Annotated in this window: 23 protein-coding genes; 17 read left to right on the forward strand and 6 right to left on the reverse strand. The window is 72.3% G+C overall.

The features are described from left to right. Positions 1-3 precede the first annotated feature (3 nt). The 3 genes from leuD (at position 4) to AC1Z4A_RS23770 (ending at position 1,811) form a co-directional block, all read left to right on the forward strand. Complete coding sequence (gene leuD, locus AC1Z4A_RS23760; protein WP_483681870.1) at positions 4-597, forward strand: 3-isopropylmalate dehydratase small subunit; 594 nt, start codon at positions 4-6, stop codon at positions 595-597. Between the two features lie 179 nt (positions 598-776). Next, a complete protein-coding gene (locus tag AC1Z4A_RS23765; RefSeq protein WP_483681871.1) occupies positions 777-1,022 on the forward strand; it encodes an SCO5555 family protein in 246 nt (81 codons plus the stop codon). 123 nt (positions 1,023-1,145) lie between these two features. Beyond that, a complete protein-coding gene (locus AC1Z4A_RS23770; RefSeq protein ID WP_483681872.1) occupies positions 1,146-1,811 on the forward strand; it encodes an HU family DNA-binding protein in 666 nt (221 codons plus the stop codon). A 154-nt stretch (positions 1,812-1,965) separates the two neighbouring features. On the opposite strand, the gene AC1Z4A_RS23775 is transcribed toward AC1Z4A_RS23770, so the two are convergent. Together AC1Z4A_RS23775 and cofC are read right to left on the reverse strand one after the other, a co-directional pair. After that, on the reverse strand, positions 1,966-2,193 hold the full coding sequence (locus AC1Z4A_RS23775) for a hypothetical protein (RefSeq protein WP_483681873.1): 228 nt from the start codon (positions 2,191-2,193) through the stop codon (positions 1,966-1,968). A 10-nt stretch (positions 2,194-2,203) separates the two neighbouring features. After that, positions 2,204-2,851: a 2-phospho-L-lactate guanylyltransferase gene (gene cofC / locus AC1Z4A_RS23780; RefSeq protein WP_483681874.1), complete on the reverse strand. Its 648-nt coding sequence runs from the start codon at positions 2,849-2,851 to the stop codon at positions 2,204-2,206. Positions 2,852-3,025: 174 nt separating this feature from the next. Here cofC and AC1Z4A_RS23785 point away from each other — a divergent pair, with 174 nt between their 5' ends. Genes AC1Z4A_RS23785 through AC1Z4A_RS23795 form a run of 3 tightly spaced genes read left to right on the forward strand, consistent with a single transcriptional unit; the run spans position 3,026 to position 5,968 of the window. After that, entirely contained in the window at positions 3,026-3,787 is a 762-nt protein-coding gene (locus AC1Z4A_RS23785) for a lysophospholipid acyltransferase family protein (RefSeq protein ID WP_483681875.1), read from the forward strand. Continuing rightward, complete coding sequence (locus tag AC1Z4A_RS23790; protein WP_483681876.1) at positions 3,784-4,785, forward strand: NAD(P)H-dependent glycerol-3-phosphate dehydrogenase; 1,002 nt, start codon at positions 3,784-3,786, stop codon at positions 4,783-4,785. Before AC1Z4A_RS23785 ends, AC1Z4A_RS23790 begins: the two co-directional genes overlap by 4 nt. Positions 4,786-4,819: 34 nt before the next feature. Continuing rightward, the gene (locus AC1Z4A_RS23795) at positions 4,820-5,968 is read left to right on the forward strand and encodes a D-alanine--D-alanine ligase family protein (protein ID WP_483681877.1); all 1,149 of its coding nucleotides are present in this window, start codon (positions 4,820-4,822) and stop codon (positions 5,966-5,968) included. Positions 5,969-5,995: 27 nt separating this feature from the next. Here the strand turns inward: AC1Z4A_RS23795 and AC1Z4A_RS23800 are convergent, their stop codons facing one another. Continuing rightward, positions 5,996-6,484 (reverse strand): DUF3515 domain-containing protein, encoded by a 489-nt coding sequence (locus AC1Z4A_RS23800; RefSeq protein ID WP_483681878.1) that lies wholly within the window; start codon positions 6,482-6,484, stop codon positions 5,996-5,998. A gap of 20 nt (positions 6,485-6,504) precedes the next feature. Further along, positions 6,505-6,738, reverse strand: a complete 234-nt coding sequence (locus AC1Z4A_RS23805) for an Lrp/AsnC ligand binding domain-containing protein (RefSeq protein ID WP_483681879.1) — start codon at positions 6,736-6,738, stop codon at positions 6,505-6,507. Between the two features lie 157 nt (positions 6,739-6,895). On the opposite strand from AC1Z4A_RS23805, the gene AC1Z4A_RS23810 reads away from it, so the two are divergent. Beyond that, complete coding sequence (locus AC1Z4A_RS23810) at positions 6,896-7,867, forward strand: thiamine-phosphate kinase (RefSeq protein ID WP_483681880.1); 972 nt, start codon at positions 6,896-6,898, stop codon at positions 7,865-7,867. A 9-nt stretch (positions 7,868-7,876) separates the two neighbouring features. Then, complete coding sequence (thiD, locus tag AC1Z4A_RS23815; RefSeq protein ID WP_483681881.1) at positions 7,877-8,692, forward strand: bifunctional hydroxymethylpyrimidine kinase/phosphomethylpyrimidine kinase; 816 nt, start codon at positions 7,877-7,879, stop codon at positions 8,690-8,692. Positions 8,693-8,933: 241 nt separating this feature from the next. On the opposite strand, the gene rpmB is transcribed toward thiD, so the two are convergent. After that, positions 8,934-9,119: a 50S ribosomal protein L28 gene (rpmB, locus tag AC1Z4A_RS23820; protein WP_003957616.1), complete on the reverse strand. Its 186-nt coding sequence runs from the start codon at positions 9,117-9,119 to the stop codon at positions 8,934-8,936. 243 nt (positions 9,120-9,362) lie between these two features. Between rpmB and AC1Z4A_RS23825 the strand changes: the two genes are divergently transcribed. From AC1Z4A_RS23825 to mutM, 9 genes are all read left to right on the forward strand, one after another. Beyond that, positions 9,363-11,075, forward strand: a complete 1,713-nt coding sequence (locus AC1Z4A_RS23825; protein ID WP_483681882.1) for a DAK2 domain-containing protein — start codon at positions 9,363-9,365, stop codon at positions 11,073-11,075. 27 nt (positions 11,076-11,102) lie between these two features. Next, a complete protein-coding gene (gene recG, locus AC1Z4A_RS23830) occupies positions 11,103-13,298 on the forward strand; it encodes an ATP-dependent DNA helicase RecG (RefSeq protein WP_483681883.1) in 2,196 nt (731 codons plus the stop codon). Between the two features lie 124 nt (positions 13,299-13,422). Then, the gene (rsmD, locus tag AC1Z4A_RS23835) at positions 13,423-14,022 is read left to right on the forward strand and encodes a 16S rRNA (guanine(966)-N(2))-methyltransferase RsmD (protein ID WP_483681884.1); all 600 of its coding nucleotides are present in this window, start codon (positions 13,423-13,425) and stop codon (positions 14,020-14,022) included. Between the two features lie 26 nt (positions 14,023-14,048). Then, positions 14,049-14,540 (forward strand): pantetheine-phosphate adenylyltransferase, encoded by a 492-nt coding sequence (gene coaD, locus AC1Z4A_RS23840; protein WP_483683702.1) that lies wholly within the window; start codon positions 14,049-14,051, stop codon positions 14,538-14,540. 103 nt (positions 14,541-14,643) lie between these two features. Beyond that, complete coding sequence (locus tag AC1Z4A_RS23845) at positions 14,644-15,747, forward strand: ATP synthase F0 subunit B (protein WP_483683703.1); 1,104 nt, start codon at positions 14,644-14,646, stop codon at positions 15,745-15,747. Positions 15,748-16,012: 265 nt separating this feature from the next. After that, the gene (locus tag AC1Z4A_RS23850) at positions 16,013-16,609 is read left to right on the forward strand and encodes a YceD family protein (protein WP_483681885.1); all 597 of its coding nucleotides are present in this window, start codon (positions 16,013-16,015) and stop codon (positions 16,607-16,609) included. Between the two features lie 2 nt (positions 16,610-16,611). After that, positions 16,612-16,785, forward strand: a complete 174-nt coding sequence (rpmF, locus tag AC1Z4A_RS23855; RefSeq protein ID WP_086575354.1) for a 50S ribosomal protein L32 — start codon at positions 16,612-16,614, stop codon at positions 16,783-16,785. Positions 16,786-16,804: 19 nt separating this feature from the next. After that, complete coding sequence (gene rnc / locus AC1Z4A_RS23860; protein WP_483681886.1) at positions 16,805-17,653, forward strand: ribonuclease III; 849 nt, start codon at positions 16,805-16,807, stop codon at positions 17,651-17,653. Positions 17,654-17,733: 80 nt separating this feature from the next. Beyond that, positions 17,734-18,615 carry a bifunctional DNA-formamidopyrimidine glycosylase/DNA-(apurinic or apyrimidinic site) lyase gene (mutM, locus tag AC1Z4A_RS23865; RefSeq protein WP_483681887.1) on the forward strand — a complete coding sequence of 294 codons (882 nt, stop codon included), beginning with the start codon at positions 17,734-17,736 and terminating at the stop codon, positions 18,613-18,615. A gap of 18 nt (positions 18,616-18,633) precedes the next feature. Here the strand turns inward: mutM and AC1Z4A_RS23870 are convergent, their stop codons facing one another. Continuing rightward, a complete protein-coding gene (locus AC1Z4A_RS23870; RefSeq protein ID WP_483681888.1) occupies positions 18,634-19,050 on the reverse strand; it encodes a winged helix-turn-helix transcriptional regulator in 417 nt (138 codons plus the stop codon). Positions 19,051-19,080: the final 30 nt, after the last annotated feature.

A 19,080-nucleotide genomic window follows, 5' to 3' on the forward strand; every position in this document is an offset into this window, starting at 1 on the left:
CCGATGGAAGCTTTCACCACGCACACCGGCCGGGCCGTCCCGCTGCGCCGGGGCAATGTCGACACCGACCAGATCATCCCCGCGCACTGGCTGAAGAAGGTCACCCGCGACGGTTTCGAGGACGGGCTCTTCGAGGCCTGGCGCAAGGACCCCGAGTTCGTGCTCAACCGCCCCGAGCGCGCCGGCGCCTCCGTGCTGGTCGCCGGTCCCGACTTCGGCACGGGCTCCTCGCGCGAGCACGCGGTCTGGGCGCTCCAGAACTACGGCTTCAAGGCCGTGGTCTCGTCCCGCTTCGCCGACATCTTCCGGGGCAATTCGCTCAAGAACGGCCTGCTGACCGTCGTCCTGCCGCAGGAGACCGTGGAGCGGCTCTGGGAGCTGACCGAGGCCGACCCCACCGCCGAGGTGACGGTCGATCTCGTGGACCGCCAGGTGCGGGCCGAGGGCATCACGGCCGATTTCGAGCTTGACGAGAACGCCCGATGGCGGCTCCTGGAGGGTCTGGACGACATCGGTCTGACCCTCCGGCACGAGGCGGACATCGCCGCGTACGAGACCCGCAGGCCCTCGTTCAAGCCGTCCACGGCCCTGATCTGAGCCCGATTCCGGCTCGTTTGGCCCAGTGTCGGACGGCTCCGGAGGGCTTTCGAGGGCCCCGGATTTTCGCTGCTCACCCAGGGTTTGGCATGATGCGCCCCCTGTCTTCGGACAGGGGGCGTGTTGCTTTGTTGAGGGCCCGTGAAGCGACAACTCGCCTCAGATGGCACAATCGGTGCATGGAACGCGACAGCCAACTCGAGCTTTACCGGCTGGTCGCGGACCAACTGAAGGAAGCGCACGCAAGAGTGCGCACACTGCAAGTCCCGGAGGGCGTACGGATGGCGCTGTCCCGGCAGCTGCTGGCCATTACGGCCTCGGCGAAGCACGATCTCTCAGGCGCGGCAAGGCGTCTGGACCGGCTGATGAACGACCTCGACGAGGGCCGTTTCCCCCAAGAGCCCGACACCGACGGAACTCCGTGATGGGTCGAGTTCGTTGCGGCACAAGGGTGATTAGACCGTTTCGTGTTTGATTTGCGGTATATATCTGCCTAACGTGCGAAAAAGCTGGAGCACATTCCAGCCAATGTCTCCGAAGGGGAAGACGTGAACAAGGCGCAGCTCGTTGAAGCGATTGCCGACAAGCTCGGTGGCCGTCAGCAGGCCGCAGACGCCGTCGACGCGGTGCTCGACGCGATTGTCCGTGCGGTCGTCGCCGGCGACCGGGTCTCGGTCACCGGTTTCGGTTCGTTCGAGAAGGTCGACCGTCCGGCCCGTTACGCCCGCAACCCGCAGACGGGCGAGCGGGTTCGGGTCAAGAAGACCTCGGTGCCGCGCTTCCGTGCGGGCCAGGGCTTCAAGGACCTGGTGAGCGGCACGAAGAAGCTCCCGAAGGGCGGCGAGGTCGCCGTCAAGAAGGCGCCCAAGGGCAGCCTCACGGGCGGCAAGGTGACCGCCAAGGCCGCGGCCAAGAAGGCCACCGCCAAGAAGGCGGCGGCGAAGAAGGCCGCTGTGGCGAAGAAGGCGGCACCGGCCAAGAAGGCCGCTGTGGCGAAGAAGGCGGCACCGGCCAAGAAGGCCGCCGTGGCGAAGAAGGCGGCACCGGCCAAGAAGGCGGCTGTGGCGAAGAAGGCCGCTCCGGCCAAGAAGGCGGCTGTGGCGAAGAAGGCCGCTCCGGCCAAGAAGGCCGCCGTGGCGAAGAAGACCGCGCCCGCCAAGAAGGCCACCACTCGCAAGACCACCGCCAAGAAGACCGCCGCCAAGAAGAAGTAAGGCAGCGTTCCGCGGCGTCACGCGCCGGGCCGGGCTCCCCTCGGGGAGCCCGGCCCGCGGTGTGTGCGCGAAAGGGCGGCCACGGCCCCTGCGGGGCCCGGCCGGTCGGAAGGCCCGGTAGGTTCGGTAGGTCTTCAGAAGGTCCGGTAGGTCTTCAGAAGGTCTGGAGTGTCACCAGCGTCACGCGGCGCTCCGCGGGCGGCACCTCCGCGGCGCCCTCGCCCGGCTCCGCGAACTCGATCCGCACCCGCTGCCCGGGCCGCAGCAGCCGCAGCCCGCCTGCGTCGAACGCCGCCGCGTCGAAGGGCACCGGGGTGCCGTCGTCCAGCAGCACGCTCCCGGAGCGGGTCTGGGGGTCGAAGGTGTACGCGGTCGCCTGCATGGCCAGCAGCCTAGGTGATGTCCGCCGGGCCGGGCAGCAGCCCGTTCGCCAGGGCCGCCGTGCGGGGCCCCACGCCCAGCGTCAGGGCGGCCCGCAAATCCGCTTCCGTGTCCACGTCCTGGCGCACGGAATCGATGCCGGACAGCTCGATCTCATGGGCGCCGGAAGCCCGGTGACGGGCGCGCGAACGGCCCTCGAACGCCGGAGCCAATTCCATTCCCGGGGCCGCCGCCAGCAGAGTCGTACCGATTCCGGCGGCATCCGCGAGAAATGCGCGCGGGAATTCGGCGGCGGAATCGAGCACCCGGCCGAGTTCCGCCGGCCGCAGTGCCGGCAGGTCGGCGTTGAGCGTGGCCACCCCGCACCCGCCCCGGCGGGCCCGCACGGCCCGCGCCCCGTGCGCCAGCGCCGCGTTCAGCCCGCCGCCCCCCGGAGGCTCGGGCAGCACCCGGGCGCCGAGCGCGGCCAGCTGCCCGCCGGCCGACCGGTCGTCCGTGACGACGACCACATTCCGGACGGATTCACAGGCCAGTGCCGCGGCCACGGTGTCCAGGGCGAAGGCCAGCGCCAGGGCCGGGCCCGGCAAGCGGCCGCCCACCGTGAGGCGGCTCTTGGCCACGGCCGGCGGTTTCACCGGCACCAGCAGTGTCCAGAACACATCCGCCCCCTTTCTCCCTCCGACCTCCCCATTGTCACCCGCTGCCGCAGCCACGAGCGGAGCGCGGGGTTACGGTGTTCTCGACAGACCGGGTACCTGGGGCGACACTTGTCCGGCCCCCGGGTGAGCAGCAGGCCCGACGCAGCTTCCAGGTCCCAACAGAAGGGTGTCCGAGTGTCCCGCCACAGAATCGGCTTCTGGTACCGCTTTACCGCGGTGTTGGCAAAACCGCCGCTCGTGGTTCTCTTCAAGCGGGACTGGCGGGGAATGGAGCACATTCCGGCCGACGGCGGCTTTATCACCGCCGTCAACCACAACTCGTATCTCGACCCGCTCTCCTACGCCCACTACCAGTACAACACCGGGCGCGTCCCCCGCTTCCTGGCCAAGGCCGCCCTCTTCAAGGGCAGCTTCGTCGGCGCGATCCTGCGCGGCACCGGCCAGATCCCCGTGTACCGCGAGTCCGCCGACGCGGCCACCGCGTTCCGGGCCGCCGTCGACGCCATCAACAAGGGCGAGTGCGTGGCCTTCTACCCCGAGGGCACCCTCACCCGCGATCCCGACATGTGGCCCATGGAGGGCAAGACGGGCGCCGCCCGCGTCGCCCTGCTCACCCGCGCCCCCGTCATCCCGGTCGCCCAGTGGGGCGCCAACGAGGCCATGCCGCCGTACGCCAAGGAGAAGAAGCTGCGGCTCTTCCCCCGCAAGACCCTCAAGGTGCTGGCCGGCCCGCCCGTCGACCTCTCCGCCTTCTACGGCAAGGAGCCCACGGCGGAGGTGCTGCGCGAGGCCACCGAGGCCATCATGCGGGCCATCACCGAACTCCTCGCCGAACTCCGGGGCGAGCCCGCCCCCGCCGAGCCCTACAACTTCAAGAAGGCCCGGGCGGCCGCCCGCCGCAGGCCGGAATCGCCCGTGGGGGAGGACGGCAAGTGACGCGCTGCGCCGTATTCGGCACCGGCTCCTGGGGCACGGCATTCGCCATGGTCCTGGCCGACGCCGGCTGCGAGGTGACCATGTGGGGCCGCCGCGCCGCCCTCGTGGACGCCATCAACACCGGCCGCACCAACCCCGACTACCTCCCCGGCACCGAGCTGCCCGCGGCGGTGCGGGCCACCACCGACCCCGCCGAGGCCGCCCGCGGCGCGGACTTCACCGTGCTCGCCGTGCCCTCCCAGACCCTGCGCGGCAACCTCACCGAGTGGGCCCCCCTGCTCGCCGAGGGCACCGTGCTCGTCTCCCTGATGAAGGGCGTCGAACTGGGCACGGCCAAGCGGATGAGCGAGGTCATCGAGGAGGTCGCCAAGGTCTCCCCGGACCGGGTCGCCGTCCTCACCGGCCCCAACCTCGCCAAGGAGATCGCCGCCCGGCAGCCCGCCGCGGCCGTCGTGGCCTGCCGCGACGAGGCCGTGGCCAAGCGGCTCCAGGCCGCCTGCCACACCGCGTACTTCCGCCCGTACACCAACACCGACGTGGTCGGCTGCGAACTCGGCGGAGCCGTCAAGAATGTCATCGCCCTCGCCGTGGGCATCGCCGACGGCATGGGCCTGGGCGACAACGCCAAGGCGTCCCTCATCACCCGCGGCCTGGCCGAGACCACCCGGCTCGGCCTGGCGATGGGCGCCGACGCCCACACCTTCGCCGGCCTGGCCGGCATGGGCGACCTCGTGGCCACCTGCGCCTCGCCGCTCTCCCGCAACCGCACCTTCGGCGCCGGCCTGGGCCGCGGCATGACCCTCGACGAGACCATCGCCGTCACCAAGCAGACCGCCGAGGGCGTCAAGTCCTGTGAATCCGTGCTCGATCTGGCCCGGCGTCACCATGTCGACATGCCGATCACCGAGACCGTCGTCGGCATCGTGCACGAGGGCAAGCCCCCCATGGTGGCCCTCAAGGAGCTGATGTCGCGCAGCGCCAAGCCCGAGCGGCACTGACCCACCCGCTACCACCAGGTACTCTCAACCCGTTATGAGCAGCGAGACCTCCCCCCAGAGCCCTGCCCGGAAGCCGCGTGTCGCGATCGTCTTCGGCGGCCGCAGTTCCGAGCACGCCATTTCCGTGGTCACCGCGGGCGCCGTCCTGCGCGCCATCGACCGCAGCAAGTACGACGTGCTGCCGATCGGCATTACCACCGACGGCCGTTGGGCGCTCACCGCCGACGAACCCGAGCGGATGGCCATCACCGACCGGCAGCTGCCGAGCGTCGAGCAGCTCGCGGACTCCGCCGACGGCGGCGTCCTGCTGCCCGTCACGCCCGCCAGCCGCGAGGTCGTCTACACCGAGCCCGGCGCCGTGCCCAAGGCCCTGGGCGAGGTCGACGTGGTCTTCCCGGTGCTGCACGGCCCCTTCGGCGAGGACGGCACCCTCCAGGGCATGCTCGAGCTGGCCGGCATCCCCTACGTCGGCGCGGGCGTCCTCGCCTCGGCCGTCGGCCAGGACAAGGAGTACATGAAGCGGGTCTTCATCTCCTTCGGACTGCCCGTCGGCCCGTACGAGGTGATCCGCCCGCGCGAGTGGCAGGCCGACCCGGCCGCCGCCCGCAAGAAGATCGTGGACTTCGCCGGCGAGCACGGCTGGCCGCTGTTCGTGAAGCCCGCCCGGGCCGGCTCCTCCATGGGCATCACCAAGGTCGACGACCTCTCCGGGCTCGACGAGGCCATCGCCGAGGCACAGCGCCACGACCCGAAGATCCTGGTCGAATCGTTGCTGCGCGGCCGTGAGATCGAGTGCGGCGTGCTGGAGTTCGAGGACGGCCCGCGCGCCAGCGTGCCCGCCGAGATCCCGCCGGTCAGCGCCCACGACTTCTACGACTTCGAGGCCAAGTACATCGACTCCGCCTCCGGCATCGTGCCCGCCCCGCTGAGCGAGGACGAGACCCGCCGGATCCAGGAGCTGGCCGTACTCGCCTTCGAGGCCGCCTCCTGCGAGGGACTGGTCCGCGCGGACTTCTTCCTCACCGAGGACGGCGAGTTCGTGATCAACGAGATCAACACCATGCCCGGCTTCACGCCCATCTCCATGTATCCGCGGATGTGGCAGGAGAGCGGCGTGAGCTACCCCGAGCTGGTGGACCGGCTGATCCAGGCCGCCCTGCGCCGGCCCACGGGCCTGCGCTGACCCACCGGACATCCCCTGGCCCCGGAGCTAGTCGATGATCCCCTCCGGGATCGTCCTGCGGATGGCTTCGGCGAGATCCGAGAGGGCGCCGAAGCCGCCCGCCACGTCCTTCGGGAGGGTGACCTGCACCCAGGCCTCCCGCTTCACGGTGGTGCAGCGGACGGAGCCGTCCGGCTGCTGCTCGGGCAGCCACTCGACGCCGTCGATCTCCACCGTGTTCGTGCCCGGGTCGCGCTTGAGCAGCTCGGGCTTGGGCACGCCGCAGCGCAGCGTGACCGAGCGGCCGTCGCCCCAGGCGGCGGTGTAGTCGGACTCGGGATCGGTGGGGCGCCTCTTGAGGTCCCCCACCGTCCCGGGCAGCGCGCCGTGCAGCGCCCGGCAGTCCGCCGCCTGCTGCCCGGCCGGTGTGGGGACGGCCAGTGCAGCCTTGTCGTCCGTGCCCGAGCAGGCGGCCACGGAGGCGAGGAGCAGGGCGGCTGCGGGCAGGCCGAGGGGCCGGCGGAGCGAGGACTTCACCGGCCGAGCATACGGGGGAGCTAGATGTGGACGACCGGGCAGGTCAGGGTGCGGGTGATGCCCTCCACCTTCTGGACCTTCGCGACCACCATGCGACCGAGTTCGTCGACGGTTTCCGCCTGGGCGCGCACGATGACGTCGTACGGCCCGGTCACGTCCTCGGCCTGGATCACCCCCGCGATCTTTCCGATGACTTCGGCCACGGTCGACGCCTTGCCGACCTCGGTCTGGATCAGGATGTACGCCTGTACCACGGAACCTCCAGGGCGGCTACGAGGATCATGTGGGGAGAAGAGACGCCACGGTACCGCGTCGTCGCACGGTGCGGGGAGACCCGCGCGGCCTGCGCGGCGCGGAGACATGCCAGGAACAGTCAGGAACAGGGCAACCGACACTCCGAGGAGGAGCTCAGTGAAAGGCACCGTGGGCGAGTTGGGGGAGTTCGGGCTCATCAGAGAGCTGACCTCCCGGCTCACCACCACCCCGGCGGTCCGGCTCGGGCCGGGCGACGACGCCGCGGTGGTCGCAGCGCCCGACCGCAGGGTCGTGGCCAGTACGGACGTGCTTCTGGAGGGGCGGCACTTCCGCCGCGACTGGTCCACCGCCTATGACGTCGGGCGCAAGGCCGCGGCGCAGAACCTCGCGGACATCGCGGCCATGGGCGCGGTGCCCACGGCGGTGCTGCTGGGCCTCGTCGTGCCCGCCGAGCTGCCCGCGACCTGGCCGACCGAGCTGATGGACGGCATCCGCGACGAGTGCCAGGTGGCCGGCGCGGCCGTGGTCGGCGGCGACGTGGTGCGGGGCGAGACCATCACCGTCGCCATCACGGCCCTGGGCGACCTGCGCAACCACGAGCCGGTCACCCGCTCCGGCGCCCGCGCGGGCGACGTCGTCGCCGTCACCGGCTGGCTGGGCTGGTCCGCGGCCGGCCTCGCCGTGCTCTCCCGCGGCTTCCGCTCCCCGCGGGCCTTCGTCGAGGCCCACCGCCGGCCCGAGCCCCCGTACCACGCGGGCCCCGCCGCGGCCGCGCTCGGCGCCACCGCCATGACGGACGTCAGCGACGGCCTGATCGCCGACCTCGGGCACATCGCCGAGGCCAGCAAGGTCCGCATCGACCTGCGCACCGCCGCCATCGACGTGCCCACGCAGATGTCCGACATCGGGCAGGCCGTCGGCGTCGACCCGCTGCAGTGGGTGCTGACCGGGGGAGAGGACCACGCGATCGTGGCGACCTTCCCGCCGGACGTGAAGCTGCCCGCCCGCTGGAAGGTGATCGGCGAGGTGGTGAACCCCTCCGCCCTGCCGCAGGTGACCGTGGACGGCGCCCCCTGGGACAAGGCGGGCGGCTGGGACCACTTCGGGGACCTGGAGCCGGGCGAGTAGATTCGGGGGATGCCTTCCCTACCCCCCAGGGTGCTGACCGTCGCCGGATCCGACTCCGGCGGCGGTGCGGGCATCCAGGCCGACCTGAAGACGATGCTCGCGCTCGGCACCCACGGCATGAGCGTGCTCACCGCCGTCACCGCCCAGAACTCCCTGGGCGTCCAGGGGGCCTGGCCGCTGCCCGCCGAGGCCGTGCGCGCCCAGTTCCGCAGCGTCGTCGACGACATCGGCGTCCAGGCCGTGAAGACGGGCATGCTCGCCTCGGCGGAGCTGGTGGAGACCGTGGCCGGGCTGCTCGCGGACGTGACCGCCCCCGTCGTCGTCGACCCCGTGGGCATCTCCAAGCACGGCGACGCCCTGCTGGCGGCGTCCGCGCTCGACGCGGTCCGCACGAAGCTGCTGCCGGTCGCGACGGTGGCCACGCCCAACCTCGACGAGGTCGCGTGGCTGACGGGCGTACGCGTGACGTCCGAGGCGGACCTGCGGCGGGCGGCGGAGGCGGTGCTGGCGTACGGGCCGCGGTGGGTGCTCGTGAAGGGCGGGCACCTGGCGGCGGGCGATGCGGTGGACTTGCTGACCGACGGCTCGGAGGAGCACTGGCTGCGGGCGCCGCGGCATGACAACCGGCATACGCACGGGACGGGGTGCACGCTGGCTTCCGCCATTGCGGCGGGGCTGGCGCACGGGCACGCGGTGCCGACGGCGGTGGCCTCGGCCAAGGACTACGTCACCGGCGCGATAGCGGCGGGCTTCCCCCTGGGTGCGGGCATCGGCCCGGTGCACCACGGCTGGCTCTTTCCCCAGCCCCGCCCCTTCCCGCAGTAACCGATATGCAGCTCCGCCGCAGGGCGGGGGCTCCGCCCCCGGACCCCCGCTCCTCAAACGCCGGAGGGGCTGAATTTGACCCCGGAACGGGGGGGCTGGGGGCGGAGCCCCCAGAATCTGTCAATGGGGTCCGGGGCGAAGCCCCGGTTACGGGAAGGGGCGGGGTGGGGAAAAGCAAAAAGCCGGTCCACCAAGGTGAACCGGCTTTCAAGGGCGGCGAGGCTGCCGCGCTACTAGCTAGTTAGCGCGAGACCTTGCCGGCCTTGATGCACGAGGTGCAGACGTTGAGGCGCTTCGGCGTCCGACCGACCACGGCACGCACACGCTGGATGTTCGGGTTCCAGCGACGGGACGTACGGCGGTGCGAGTGCGAAATGTTGTTGCCGAAGCCCGGCCCCTTGCCGCAGACGTCGCAGTTGGCAGCCACGGGTCACTCCAAAGACTTCAGATGCACTTACGGGAAATCCCGGCGTGCCGGGTCGTAGGTGACTGGCTTGCCAGGGGAACGCCTGACTCTCGTCAGGCAACCGGAGCAGCATACAACGACCGCTCCTGGACAACGAAACTACCATGACCGCCCCGGACCCCGCCCGGCCGCCCCGGCCCCGGACCCGGCGGGACTACTCTGCTCCAGCACTGCCCACAGCCCGAGAGTCCGAGGAGGACACAGGTGCCGCACACTCCCCCAGACTCGGTCCGGGGGTGCCCCCTCGACGCCGAGGCGGTACGCGCCTGGTGCGCGCTGGCGCTCGACGCGCTGGGCCGCGCGCGTGAGGAGATCGATGCGATCAACGTCTACCCGGTCGCGGACGGGGACACCGGCACCAACCTCTACCTGACCGTCGAGTCCGCCGCCCGCGCCGTGGAGGCCGTCTTCGACGGGCACGCCACCACCGGCCCGGGCTCCCGCCCCGGCCTCGCCGAGGCCGTCCTGGCCATGGCCCACGGCGCGCTCATAGGGGCCCGCGGCAACTCCGGCACGATCCTCGCGCAGCTCCTGCGCGGCATGGCCGAGGTCCTCGCGGCCCCCGGTGACGAGGATCACCGCACCGGCGGCCGCGACGCCGGGCTGCTGCGGCGGGCCCTGCGGCGCGCGGTGGAGTCCGCCTACGAGGGCGTGGCCCGCCCGGTCGAGGGCACCGTGCTCACCGTGGCCGCGGCGGCCGCCGACGCCGCCTCGGCCGCCGCGGGCGACGGGGCGGCCGTCGCCCGCGCCGCGTACGAGGCGGCCCGCACGGCCCTGGCGGCCACCCCCGGGCAGCTCGACGTCCTCGGGCAAGCCGGAGTGGTCGACGCGGGCGGCATGGGCCTGGTCGAGGTCCTGGGCGCGCTGGCGGGCGCGCTGGCGGGCGGAGCGCCCGCCCCGCACCCGCCCGCCGTGGCGGCCCCGCAGCGCGGCGAGCGCGCGTGGGCGCACACCGGCTGCCCCGCCGACCTCGGCACCGGCGCGGGCGGCGAGGGGGCCAAGGGCGACGGGCCCGCCTTCGAGGTGATCTACCTGCTGGACGCCGACGACGCGGCCGTGACCCGGCTGCGCAACCGGCTCGACGCCCTCGGCGAGTCCCTCGTCGTCGTCGGCGGCGACGGCCTGTGGAACGTCCACGTGCACGTCGACGACGCGGGCGCCGCCGTCGAGGCGGGCATCGAGGCCGGCCGGCCGCACCGGATCCGCATCACCCACTTCGGCGCCGCCCGGCAGGAACGCACGGTCCGCGAGCGCGCCCAGCGGGCCGTCGTCGCCCTCGTGCCGGGCGAGGGCCTGGCCGGGCTCTGCACGGAGGCCGGGGCGACCGTGGTGCCCGTACGGCCGCACGAGCCACCGGCCAGTGGCGAGCTGGTCGAGGCGATCCGGCGCGCCCACGCCCACGAGGTGGTGCTGCTGCCCAACGACGCCGAGCTGCGGCACACCGCCGCCGCTGCCGCCGAGCAGGCCCGCGCCGAGGGCGTGCGCGTCGCCCTGATCCCCACCCGCTCCCCGGTGCAGGGCATCGCCGCGCTCGCCGTCCACGAGCCCGACCGGCGCTTCGACGAGGACGTCGTCGCCATGACCTCCGCCGCCGGGGCCACCCGCTACGCCGAGCTGTGCGTGGCCGAGCGGCAGTCCTGGACCATGGCGGGCGTGTGCCAGGCCGGGGACGTGCTCGGCCTGATCGACGGCGACGTGGCCGTCATCGGCACGGAGCTGGCCGCCACCGCGGAGACCGTGCTGGACCGGATGCTCGCCGCGGGCGGCGAGATGGTCACGCTCGTCCTGGGCGCCGGCGTCCCGGACGCCGTCGCCGACCGCCTGCGCAGGCACGTGCGCCGCGGTCACCTCGCCGTGGACACGGTGGTCTACCGCGGCGGACAGCAGTCGGCGCCGCTGCTCATCGGCATCGAATAGGCCCGGTTGTCAGCGGCGTGGTGTGCAATGGGTCTCGTGCCCGCGCTCGAAGAACCCCTCAAGAAGACCCTCGGCGGCAACACCGCGAAGGTGCTGGCCGAGCACCTCGGCCTGCACACGGCCGGCGACCTGCTGCACCACTACCCGCGCCGCTACGCCGAGCGCGGCGAGCTGACCCGGCTCGCCGACCTGCCGCTGGACGAGCACGTCACCGTCGTCGCACAGGTCTCCGACGCCCGGGTGCACAAGTTCAACAACGGCCGCGGGCAGCGCCTGGAGGTCACCCTCACCGACGGCAGCGGGCGGCTCCAGCTGGTCTTCTTCGGCCGGTCGATCTACCACCACCAGAAGGAGCTGGTCCCCGGGCGGCGCGGCATGTTCGCGGGCAAGGTCGGCACCTTCCGCAACATCCGCCAGCTCTCCCACCCCGCGTACGAGATGCTCGGCAGCGACAGCGGCGCCGACACCGTGGAGGCGTGGGCCAACCAGCTGATCCCGCTCTACCCGGCCTGCTCCAAGATGGAGTCCTGGAAGATCTCCAACGCCGTCGACGTCCTCCTCGCCTCCATGGAGGCGAGCGGCTGGGAGAGCCTGGTCGACCCACTGCCCGCCGCCCTGCGCGAGGGCCGCGGGCTGCTGCCGCTGCCGGACGCCTTCCGCAAGGTCCACCGGCCCCGCACCAAGGCCGACATCGAGGACGCCCGGGCCCGGCTGAAGTGGGACGAGGCGTTCGTCCTCCAGGTCGCCCTGGCCCGCCGCCGGCACGCGGACGCCCAGCTGCCCGCCGTGCCCCGCAAGCCCGTCGAGGGCGGCCTGCTCGACGCCTTCGACGCGAAGCTGCCCTTCACCCTCACCGACGGGCAGCGCAAGGTCTCCGCCGAGATCTTCGACGACCTGGCCGGCGAGCACCCCATGCACCGGCTGCTGCAGGGCGAGGTCGGCAGCGGCAAGACCATGGTCGCCCTGCGCGCCATGCTCGGCGTCGTCGATGCGGGCGGCCAGGCCGCGATGCTCGCCCCCACCGAGGTGCTCGCCCAGCAGCACCACCGGTCGATCACCGAGATGATGGGCGAGCTGGCCGAGGGCGGCATGCTGGGCGGCGCCGAGCAGGGCACCAAGGTGGTGGTGCTCACCGGCTCCATGGGCGCGACCGCCCGCCGCCAGGCGCTGCTCGACCTGGTCACGGGCGAGGCGGGCATCGTCGTCGGCACCCATGCGCTGATCGAGGACAAGGTCCAGTTCCACGACCTCGGCCTGGTCGTGGTCGACGAGCAGCACCGCTTCGGCGTCGAGCAGCGCGACGCGCTGCGCTCCAAGGGCAGGCAACCGCCGCACCTGCTGGTGATGACCGCCACACCGATCCCGCGCACGGTCGCCATGACGGTCTTCGGCGACCTGGAGACCTCCGTCCTCGACCAGCTGCCCGCCGGGCGCTCGCCCATCGCCAGCCACGTGGTGCCCGCCAAGGACAAGCCGCACTTCCTGGCCCGCGCCTGGGAGCGGGTGCGCGAGGAGGTCGAGGGCGGCCACCAGGCGTACGTCGTCTGCCCGCGCATCGGCGACGAGGAGGAGCCGAAGAAGAAGTCTGCCGAGGACGAGGCCGAGAAGCGGCCCCCGCTGGCCGTCCTGGACGTCGCCGAGCAGCTGGCCCGGGGCCCCCTGCGGGGCCTGCGGGTGGAGGTCCTGCACGGGCGGATGCAGCCGGACGCCAAGGACGAGCTGATGCGCCGGTTCACCGCGGGCGAGGTGGACGTGCTGGTCGCCACGACCGTCATCGAGGTCGGCGTCAACGTCCCGAACGCCACCGTCATGGTGATCATGGACGCGGACCGCTTCGGCGTCTCCCAGCTCCACCAGCTGCGCGGCCGCGTCGGCCGCGGCTCCGCGCCCGGCCTCTGCCTGCTGGTGAGCGAGATGCCGGAGGCGAGCCCGGCGCGGGCCCGGCTGGGCGCGGTCGCGGCGACGCTGGACGGCTTCGAGCTGTCGCGGATCGACCTGGAGCAGCGCCGCGAGGGCGATGTGCTCGGCCAGGCGCAGTCCGGCGTCCGGTCCTCCCTGCGGATGCTCGCGGTCATCGACGACGAGGAGGTCATCGCGGCGGCCCGCGAGGAGGCCGCCGCGGTCGTCGCCGACGACCCCGAGCTGGAGCGGCTGCCCGCGCTGCGCACGGCGCTGGACGCGCTGCTCGACGAGGAGCGGGAGCAGTTCCTGGACAAGGGCTGAGCCCGCCCCGCGCCCCGCGCCCGCGTGGCGCCGCCCGACCGTCGACGCCATAGGCTGATGGGGCGGCGGCGCCTCCATGCCGGGCCGCCGCCCCGTCACCACACCGCGAAGGACGCCAAGACCCATGACCCGCGTGATCGCCGGCGCCGCCGGCGGCCGCCGCCTGGCCGTACCGCCCGGCACCGGCACCCGCCCCACGTCCGACCGGGCGCGCGAGGGCCTCTTCTCCACCTGGGTGTCCGTGCTGGGCACCCTGGCGGGCACCCGCGTCCTGGACCTGTACGGCGGCTCGGGCGCGGTCGGCCTGGAGGCCCTCTCGCGCGGCGCCGAGCACGTCCTGCTGGTCGAGGCCGACGCCCGCGCGGTCCGCGTCATCCGGGAGAACGTGCGCGCCGTCGGCCTGCCCGGCGCGGAGGTGCGCACCGGCAAGGCCGAGCAGACCGTGGCCGGTCCGCCCCCGGCAGCCCCGTACGACGTGGTCTTCCTCGACCCGCCGTACGCCGTCACCGATGATGATCTTCGGGAGATCCTGCTCACACTCCGCACCAGGGGGTGGCTCGCCGACGATGCGCTCGTCACTGTGGAGCGGAGCACCAGGGGCGGGGAATTCCGCTGGCCCGACGGCTTCGACGCACTGAGGGCCCGTCGCTACGGCGAGGGGACGCTTTGGTACGGTCGCGCCGCCTCGGCGTGCCCTGCCGCACCGGGAACAGGCACGTCATGAATGGACCGGAGAGCGAGGAACCACCGTTGCGCCGCGCCGTCTGTCCGGGGTCGTTCGACCCCGTCACCAATGGACATCTCGACATCATCGCCCGCGCTTCCAGGCTGTACGACGTCGTGCACGTGGCCGTGATGATCAACAAGTCCAAGCAGGGCTTGTTCACCGTGGACGAGCGGATAGAGCTGCTGCGGCAGGTCACGGCCGAGTACGGCAACGTGCAGGTCGAGTCCTTCCACGGCCTGCTCGTCGACTTCTGCAAGCAGCGCGACATCCCCGCCATCGTCAAGGGCCTGCGGGCCGTCAGCGACTTCGACTACGAGCTGCAGATGGCCCAGATGAACAACGGCCTCTCGGGCGTCGAGACGCTGTTCGTGCCCACCAACCCCACCTACAGCTTTCTCTCCTCCAGCCTGGTCAAGGAGGTCGCGGCCTGGGGCGGCGACGTCTCGCACCTGGTGCCGCCGCAGGTCCTGGGCGCACTGAACGAACGGCTCGCGCAGCGACGGGAATCCGACTGACCGTCGGTGACGTTCGGCGGCAGTCCGGCGGCGTACAGTCGTGCCCGTTCGTTCCCGTCGGCCGCGAGGCCCCTCGGAATTCAAGAAGGCGGCGATCGCCAAGGTGGACGTCCAGAAGAAGCTCGACGAGATCGTCACGACCGTCGCCGGCGCCCGTTCCATGCCCATGTCGGCCTCCTGCGTCCTCAACCGGGCCGAGTTGCTCGCGCTGCTGGAGGAGGTCCGCGCCGCCCTTCCGAATTCCCTCGCCCAGGCCCGGGAGGTCATCGGCGGCCGGGAGCAGCTGGTCGCGGACGCCCGCGTGGAGGCCGAGCGGATCCTCGAGTCCGCGCGGGCCGAGCGCGGCTCGCTGATCTCCGGCACCGAGGTCGCCCGCCAGTCCCAGGAGGAGGCCGACCGCATCCTCGCCGAGGCCCGCCGGGAGGCCGAGGAGATCCGGGCCGGGGCCGACGACTACGTCGACAGCAAGCTCGCCAACTTCGAGGTCGTCCTCACCAAGACCATCGGCTCCGTGGAGCGCGGCCGCGAGAAGCTGCTCGGCCTGCCCGGCGCCGACGTGCCCGACCCCGAGGGCCTGGCCGCCGACGCCCCCGAGCGCAGCACCGACCCCGGGACCCAGCGGCACGGCGCCGACGCCTACGTGGACGCGAAGCTGAGCGCCGTCTCGGCCGTGCTGGCCAAGACCCTGGAGGCCGTCGGCAAGGGCCGGGAGAAGCTGCTGGGCGCCCGCCCCACGGACGAGCTGGGCGCTCTGGCCGAGCACGCCGGCCCGGCACAGGGCCACCGCACCAGCGACGCCGACTTCCTTGCCGAGCTGGCCGCCCCCCAGGAGCCCGTGAGCGCTCCGCAGCAGCCCCAGCAGCCGGCCTGGGATGCCTACGCCGCCCCCGCCGCCGAGTACGGTCAGCAGCCCGCGTACGGCTATCCGCAGGCACCCCAGCAGCACTACCCGCCCCAGGCGGACCCGTACGCGGTCCAGGGCGGCTACGCACAGCACGACCCCTACGCCTGGCCCGCCCAGGACGCCGTCCAGGGCTACGGGGGCGGCGGCTACGCCGAGCAGCACCCCCACCAGCCCCAGCACGCCCCCCACCAGCAGCAGCCCGTGCCGGGTCGCACGGGCGCGGGAGCGCTGGACGAGACGAGCTTCTTCGACACGAGCATGATCGACCTGGAGCAGCTCCGCAGGTATGAGCAGGGGCACTGAACGTCACCTACTGGTTACGTTGGGTGAGGCAACCACCTGCTAGTAACTAGTAGGTGGTTGCCTGAGCGGCAAGGACCCCGTCCCCACCCCGCTCCCACCCGGGTGCGGATTGGGCCCACGGCGGCCCGTCCAGTATCCTGGCTCTTCGGTCGCGCGTACGTCCGCGATCCGGGCTGCCCACCGCGTGTCACACCGGTGGTCGCCGTCACCGCAGCGTAGAAAGCAGGAAGCCCTGAACGCCCGCCTTGATCCCCGTTCCCCTCTCGTGTTCGATACACGCGAGCTGGGCCGGCGTCCCGGTGCGCTGAAGAGGCTCTCCCGCTCGGTCCCGGCCCCCCGTGACCTCGCCATCGAGGTCATCGGTGTGGCCGAGGGCGCGACTGTGGAGCTCGATCTCCGGCTTGAGTCGGTCATGGAAGGGGTGCTCGTCACAGGCACCGCCCGTGCACCGCTCACCGGGGAGTGCGTAAGGTGTCTGGAGCCGCTGGAGCGAGAGTTCGAAGCGGACTTCCAGGAGATGTACTCCTACCCCGACGCCGACGCCCGGGGCCGCATCGTGGCCACGGACGACGACGCCGAGGACGATGAGGAGGACATGCTCTTCCTCGAGGACGACCTGTTCGACCTCGAACCCGTGCTGCGGGATGCGGTGGTGCTCTCACTGCCGCTGCAGCCGGTGTGCCGGGAAGACTGCCCCGGCCTGTGCTCCGAGTGCGGGGCGCGGCTGGCGGACGACCCGGACCACCACCACGACGCCCTCGACATCCGTTGGGCGGCACTGCAGGGACTCGCCGTATCCGAGATGGACGGCGAGAAGGACAACGCACCCCGTGCCAACGGGGATGACTCACAGGAGAAGTAGCCGTGGCTGTTCCGAAGCGGAAGATGTCGCGCAGCAACACGCGCCACCGCCGGTCGCAGTGGAAGGCTGCGGTCACCCCCCTGGTGGCGTGCGAGCGCTGCCACGAGCCGAAGCAGCAGCACATCGCGTGCCCCAGCTGCGGCACCTACAACAAGCGCCAGGTCCTCGCGGTCTGATCGGCGGGTGACAGGCTTCATGTCAGACGCCACTACACCGTCCCGCAGCCGCGGGAATGGATCCGGATCTGAATCAGGATCGGCGCCGACGGACGCGGCCTCGTCTCACACGCTTCTGGAAGGGCGGCTCGGGTACAAACTCGAGACCGCCCTTCTGGTGCGTGCACTGACGCACCGCTCCTACGCGTACGAGAACGGCGGTCTGCCCACCAACGAGCGGCTGGAGTTCCTCGGGGACTCCGTGCTGGGCCTGGTGGTCACGGACACGCTCTACCGCATTCACCCCGACCTGCCCGAGGGCCAGCTGGCCAAGCTCCGGGCGGCCGTGGTCAACTCCCGCGCACTGGCGGAGGTCGGCCGCGGTCTGGACCTGGGCTCCTTCATCCGGCTCGGCCGGGGCGAAGAGGGCACGGGCGGCCGGGACAAGGCATCGATCCTCGCGGACACCCTGGAAGCCGTCATCGGCGCGGTCTATCTCGACCAGGGTCTCGACGCGGCCGCGGAGCTGGTGCACCGGCTCTTCGACCCGCTGATCGAGAAGTCCTCGAACCTCGGCGCCGGCCTGGACTGGAAGACCAGCCTCCAGGAGCTGACCGCCACCGAGGGCCTCGGCGTGCCGGAGTACCTGGTCACCGAGACCGGTCCCGACCACGAGAAGACCTTCACGGCTGCTGCCCGCGTCGGTGGTGTCGCGTACGGCACCGGCACCGGCCGCAGCAAGAAGGAAGCGGAGCAGCAGGCGGCGGAGTCCGCCTGGCGCGCCATCAACGGCGCGGCGGAAGCCCGCATCGCGGCCGAGAAGGCCGCGGCCGAAGCCGGCACGGCGGGGGACGGCAAGTCCTCCGGCGCGCAGGGCGCGGCGAGCTGAACCCCGGGCGGGCCCGCGGTGCACATGCACCGCGGGCCCGCCCTTTTTCTCTTCTCTCTTCTTCCCTCCGGAGGACTGCCGTGCCCGAGCTGCCCGAGGTCGAGGTCGTACGGCGCGGCCTGGAGCGCTGGGTCTGCGGTCGTACGGTCGCCGCGGTGGAGGTCCTGCACCCGAGGGCCGTCCGCCGGCACCTCGCCGGGCCGCAGGACTTCGCCGCCCGGCTCGTCGGGCACCGGCTCGGCCCGGCCCGGCGCCGGGGCAAGTACCTCTGGCTGCCCGTCGAGCCCATGGGGGGTGTGCCCGACCGCGCCCTGCTGGCGCACCTCGGCATGAGCGGTCAGCTGCTCGTCCAGCCCCAGGGCTCGCCCGACGAGAAGCACCTGCGCGTCCGGCTGCGCTTCGCCGACGCCGAGGCCACCGAGCTGCGCTTCGTCGACCAGCGCACCTTCGGGGGCCTGTCGCTCCACGACACGGTGCCGGGGGATCCCGAGAGCCTTCCGGACGTCATCGCGCACATCGCCCGGGATCCGCTCGACCCGGCCTTCGACGACGCGGCCTTCCACACGGCGCTGCGCCGGCGCCGGACGACGATCAAGCGGGCCCTGCTCGACCAGTCGCTGATCAGCGGGATCGGCAACATCTACGCCGACGAGGCGCTGTGGCGCACCCGGCTGCACTACGACCGTCCCACCGCGGGCCTGACCCGCCCGCGCACCGCCGAGCTGCTGACCCACATCCGCGAGGTCATGAACGAGGCGCTGGCCGCCGGCGGCACCAGCTTCGACAGCCTCTACGTGAACGTGAACGGCGAGTCGGGCTACTTCGACCGGTCGCTGGACGCCTACGGGCGCGAGGACGAGCCGTGCCGCCGCTGCGGGACGCCCATCCGCAGGCGCCCGTGGATGAACCGCTCCAGCTACTTCTGCCCGCGCTGCCAGCGCCCGCCGCGCACCGCCTCCTGACCTGCGCCGGGCGGGAGTTCAGGCGCGCCCGGCGTCGTACTGCTGCTGCGCGGCCAGCATCTCCGGCATCTTCGCCTCCACGAGACCGATCAGCCCCATCAGGCGCGCGGTGACCTCCTGCCCCAGGGGCGTCAGCCGGTAGTCCACGCGTGGGGGATTGGTCTGCTGGGCCTCGCGGTGGACGAGGCCGTCGCGCTCCAGCGCGGTCAGGGTCTGGGAGAGCATCTTCTCGCTGACGCCCTCGACGCGGCGGCGCAGTTCGTTGAAGCGCAGGGTGTCCTCGGCGAGGGCGCCGAGGGTGAGGCTGCCCCAGCGCCCGGTGATGTGTCCCAGGGATTCGCGCGACGGGCAGTTGCGCGCGAAGACGTCGAAGGGCAGCTGCTCGTCGGCTCCGCAGTGGCGGGCTTCCCCCGTGGTCCCGTCGGTCGTCGTCATGGAAACACCATACTCCTGCACAGCGCTAAC

It is taken from the genome of Streptomyces sp. 17_S59 (assembly GCF_056930295.1).

Bases quoted from the DNA above. Each gene is read 5' to 3' on its own strand.
- leuD (WP_483681870.1), top strand. From the start codon at position 4: ATGGAAGCTTTCACCACGCACACCGGCCGGGCCGTCCCGCTGCGCCGG.
- AC1Z4A_RS23765 (WP_483681871.1), top strand. From the start codon at position 777: ATGGAACGCGACAGCCAACTCGAGCTTTACCGGCTGGTCGCGGACCAA.
- AC1Z4A_RS23775 (WP_483681873.1), bottom strand. From the start codon at position 2,193: ATGCAGGCGACCGCGTACACCTTCGACCCCCAGACCCGCTCCGGGAGC.
- AC1Z4A_RS23795 (WP_483681877.1), top strand. From the start codon at position 4,820: ATGAGCAGCGAGACCTCCCCCCAGAGCCCTGCCCGGAAGCCGCGTGTC.
- thiD (WP_483681881.1), top strand. From the start codon at position 7,877: ATGCCTTCCCTACCCCCCAGGGTGCTGACCGTCGCCGGATCCGACTCC.
- recG (WP_483681883.1), top strand. From the start codon at position 11,103: ATGGGTCTCGTGCCCGCGCTCGAAGAACCCCTCAAGAAGACCCTCGGC.
- rsmD (WP_483681884.1), top strand. From the start codon at position 13,423: ATGACCCGCGTGATCGCCGGCGCCGCCGGCGGCCGCCGCCTGGCCGTA.
- rnc (WP_483681886.1), top strand. From the start codon at position 16,805: ATGTCAGACGCCACTACACCGTCCCGCAGCCGCGGGAATGGATCCGGA.
- AC1Z4A_RS23870 (WP_483681888.1), bottom strand. From the start codon at position 19,050: ATGACGACGACCGACGGGACCACGGGGGAAGCCCGCCACTGCGGAGCC.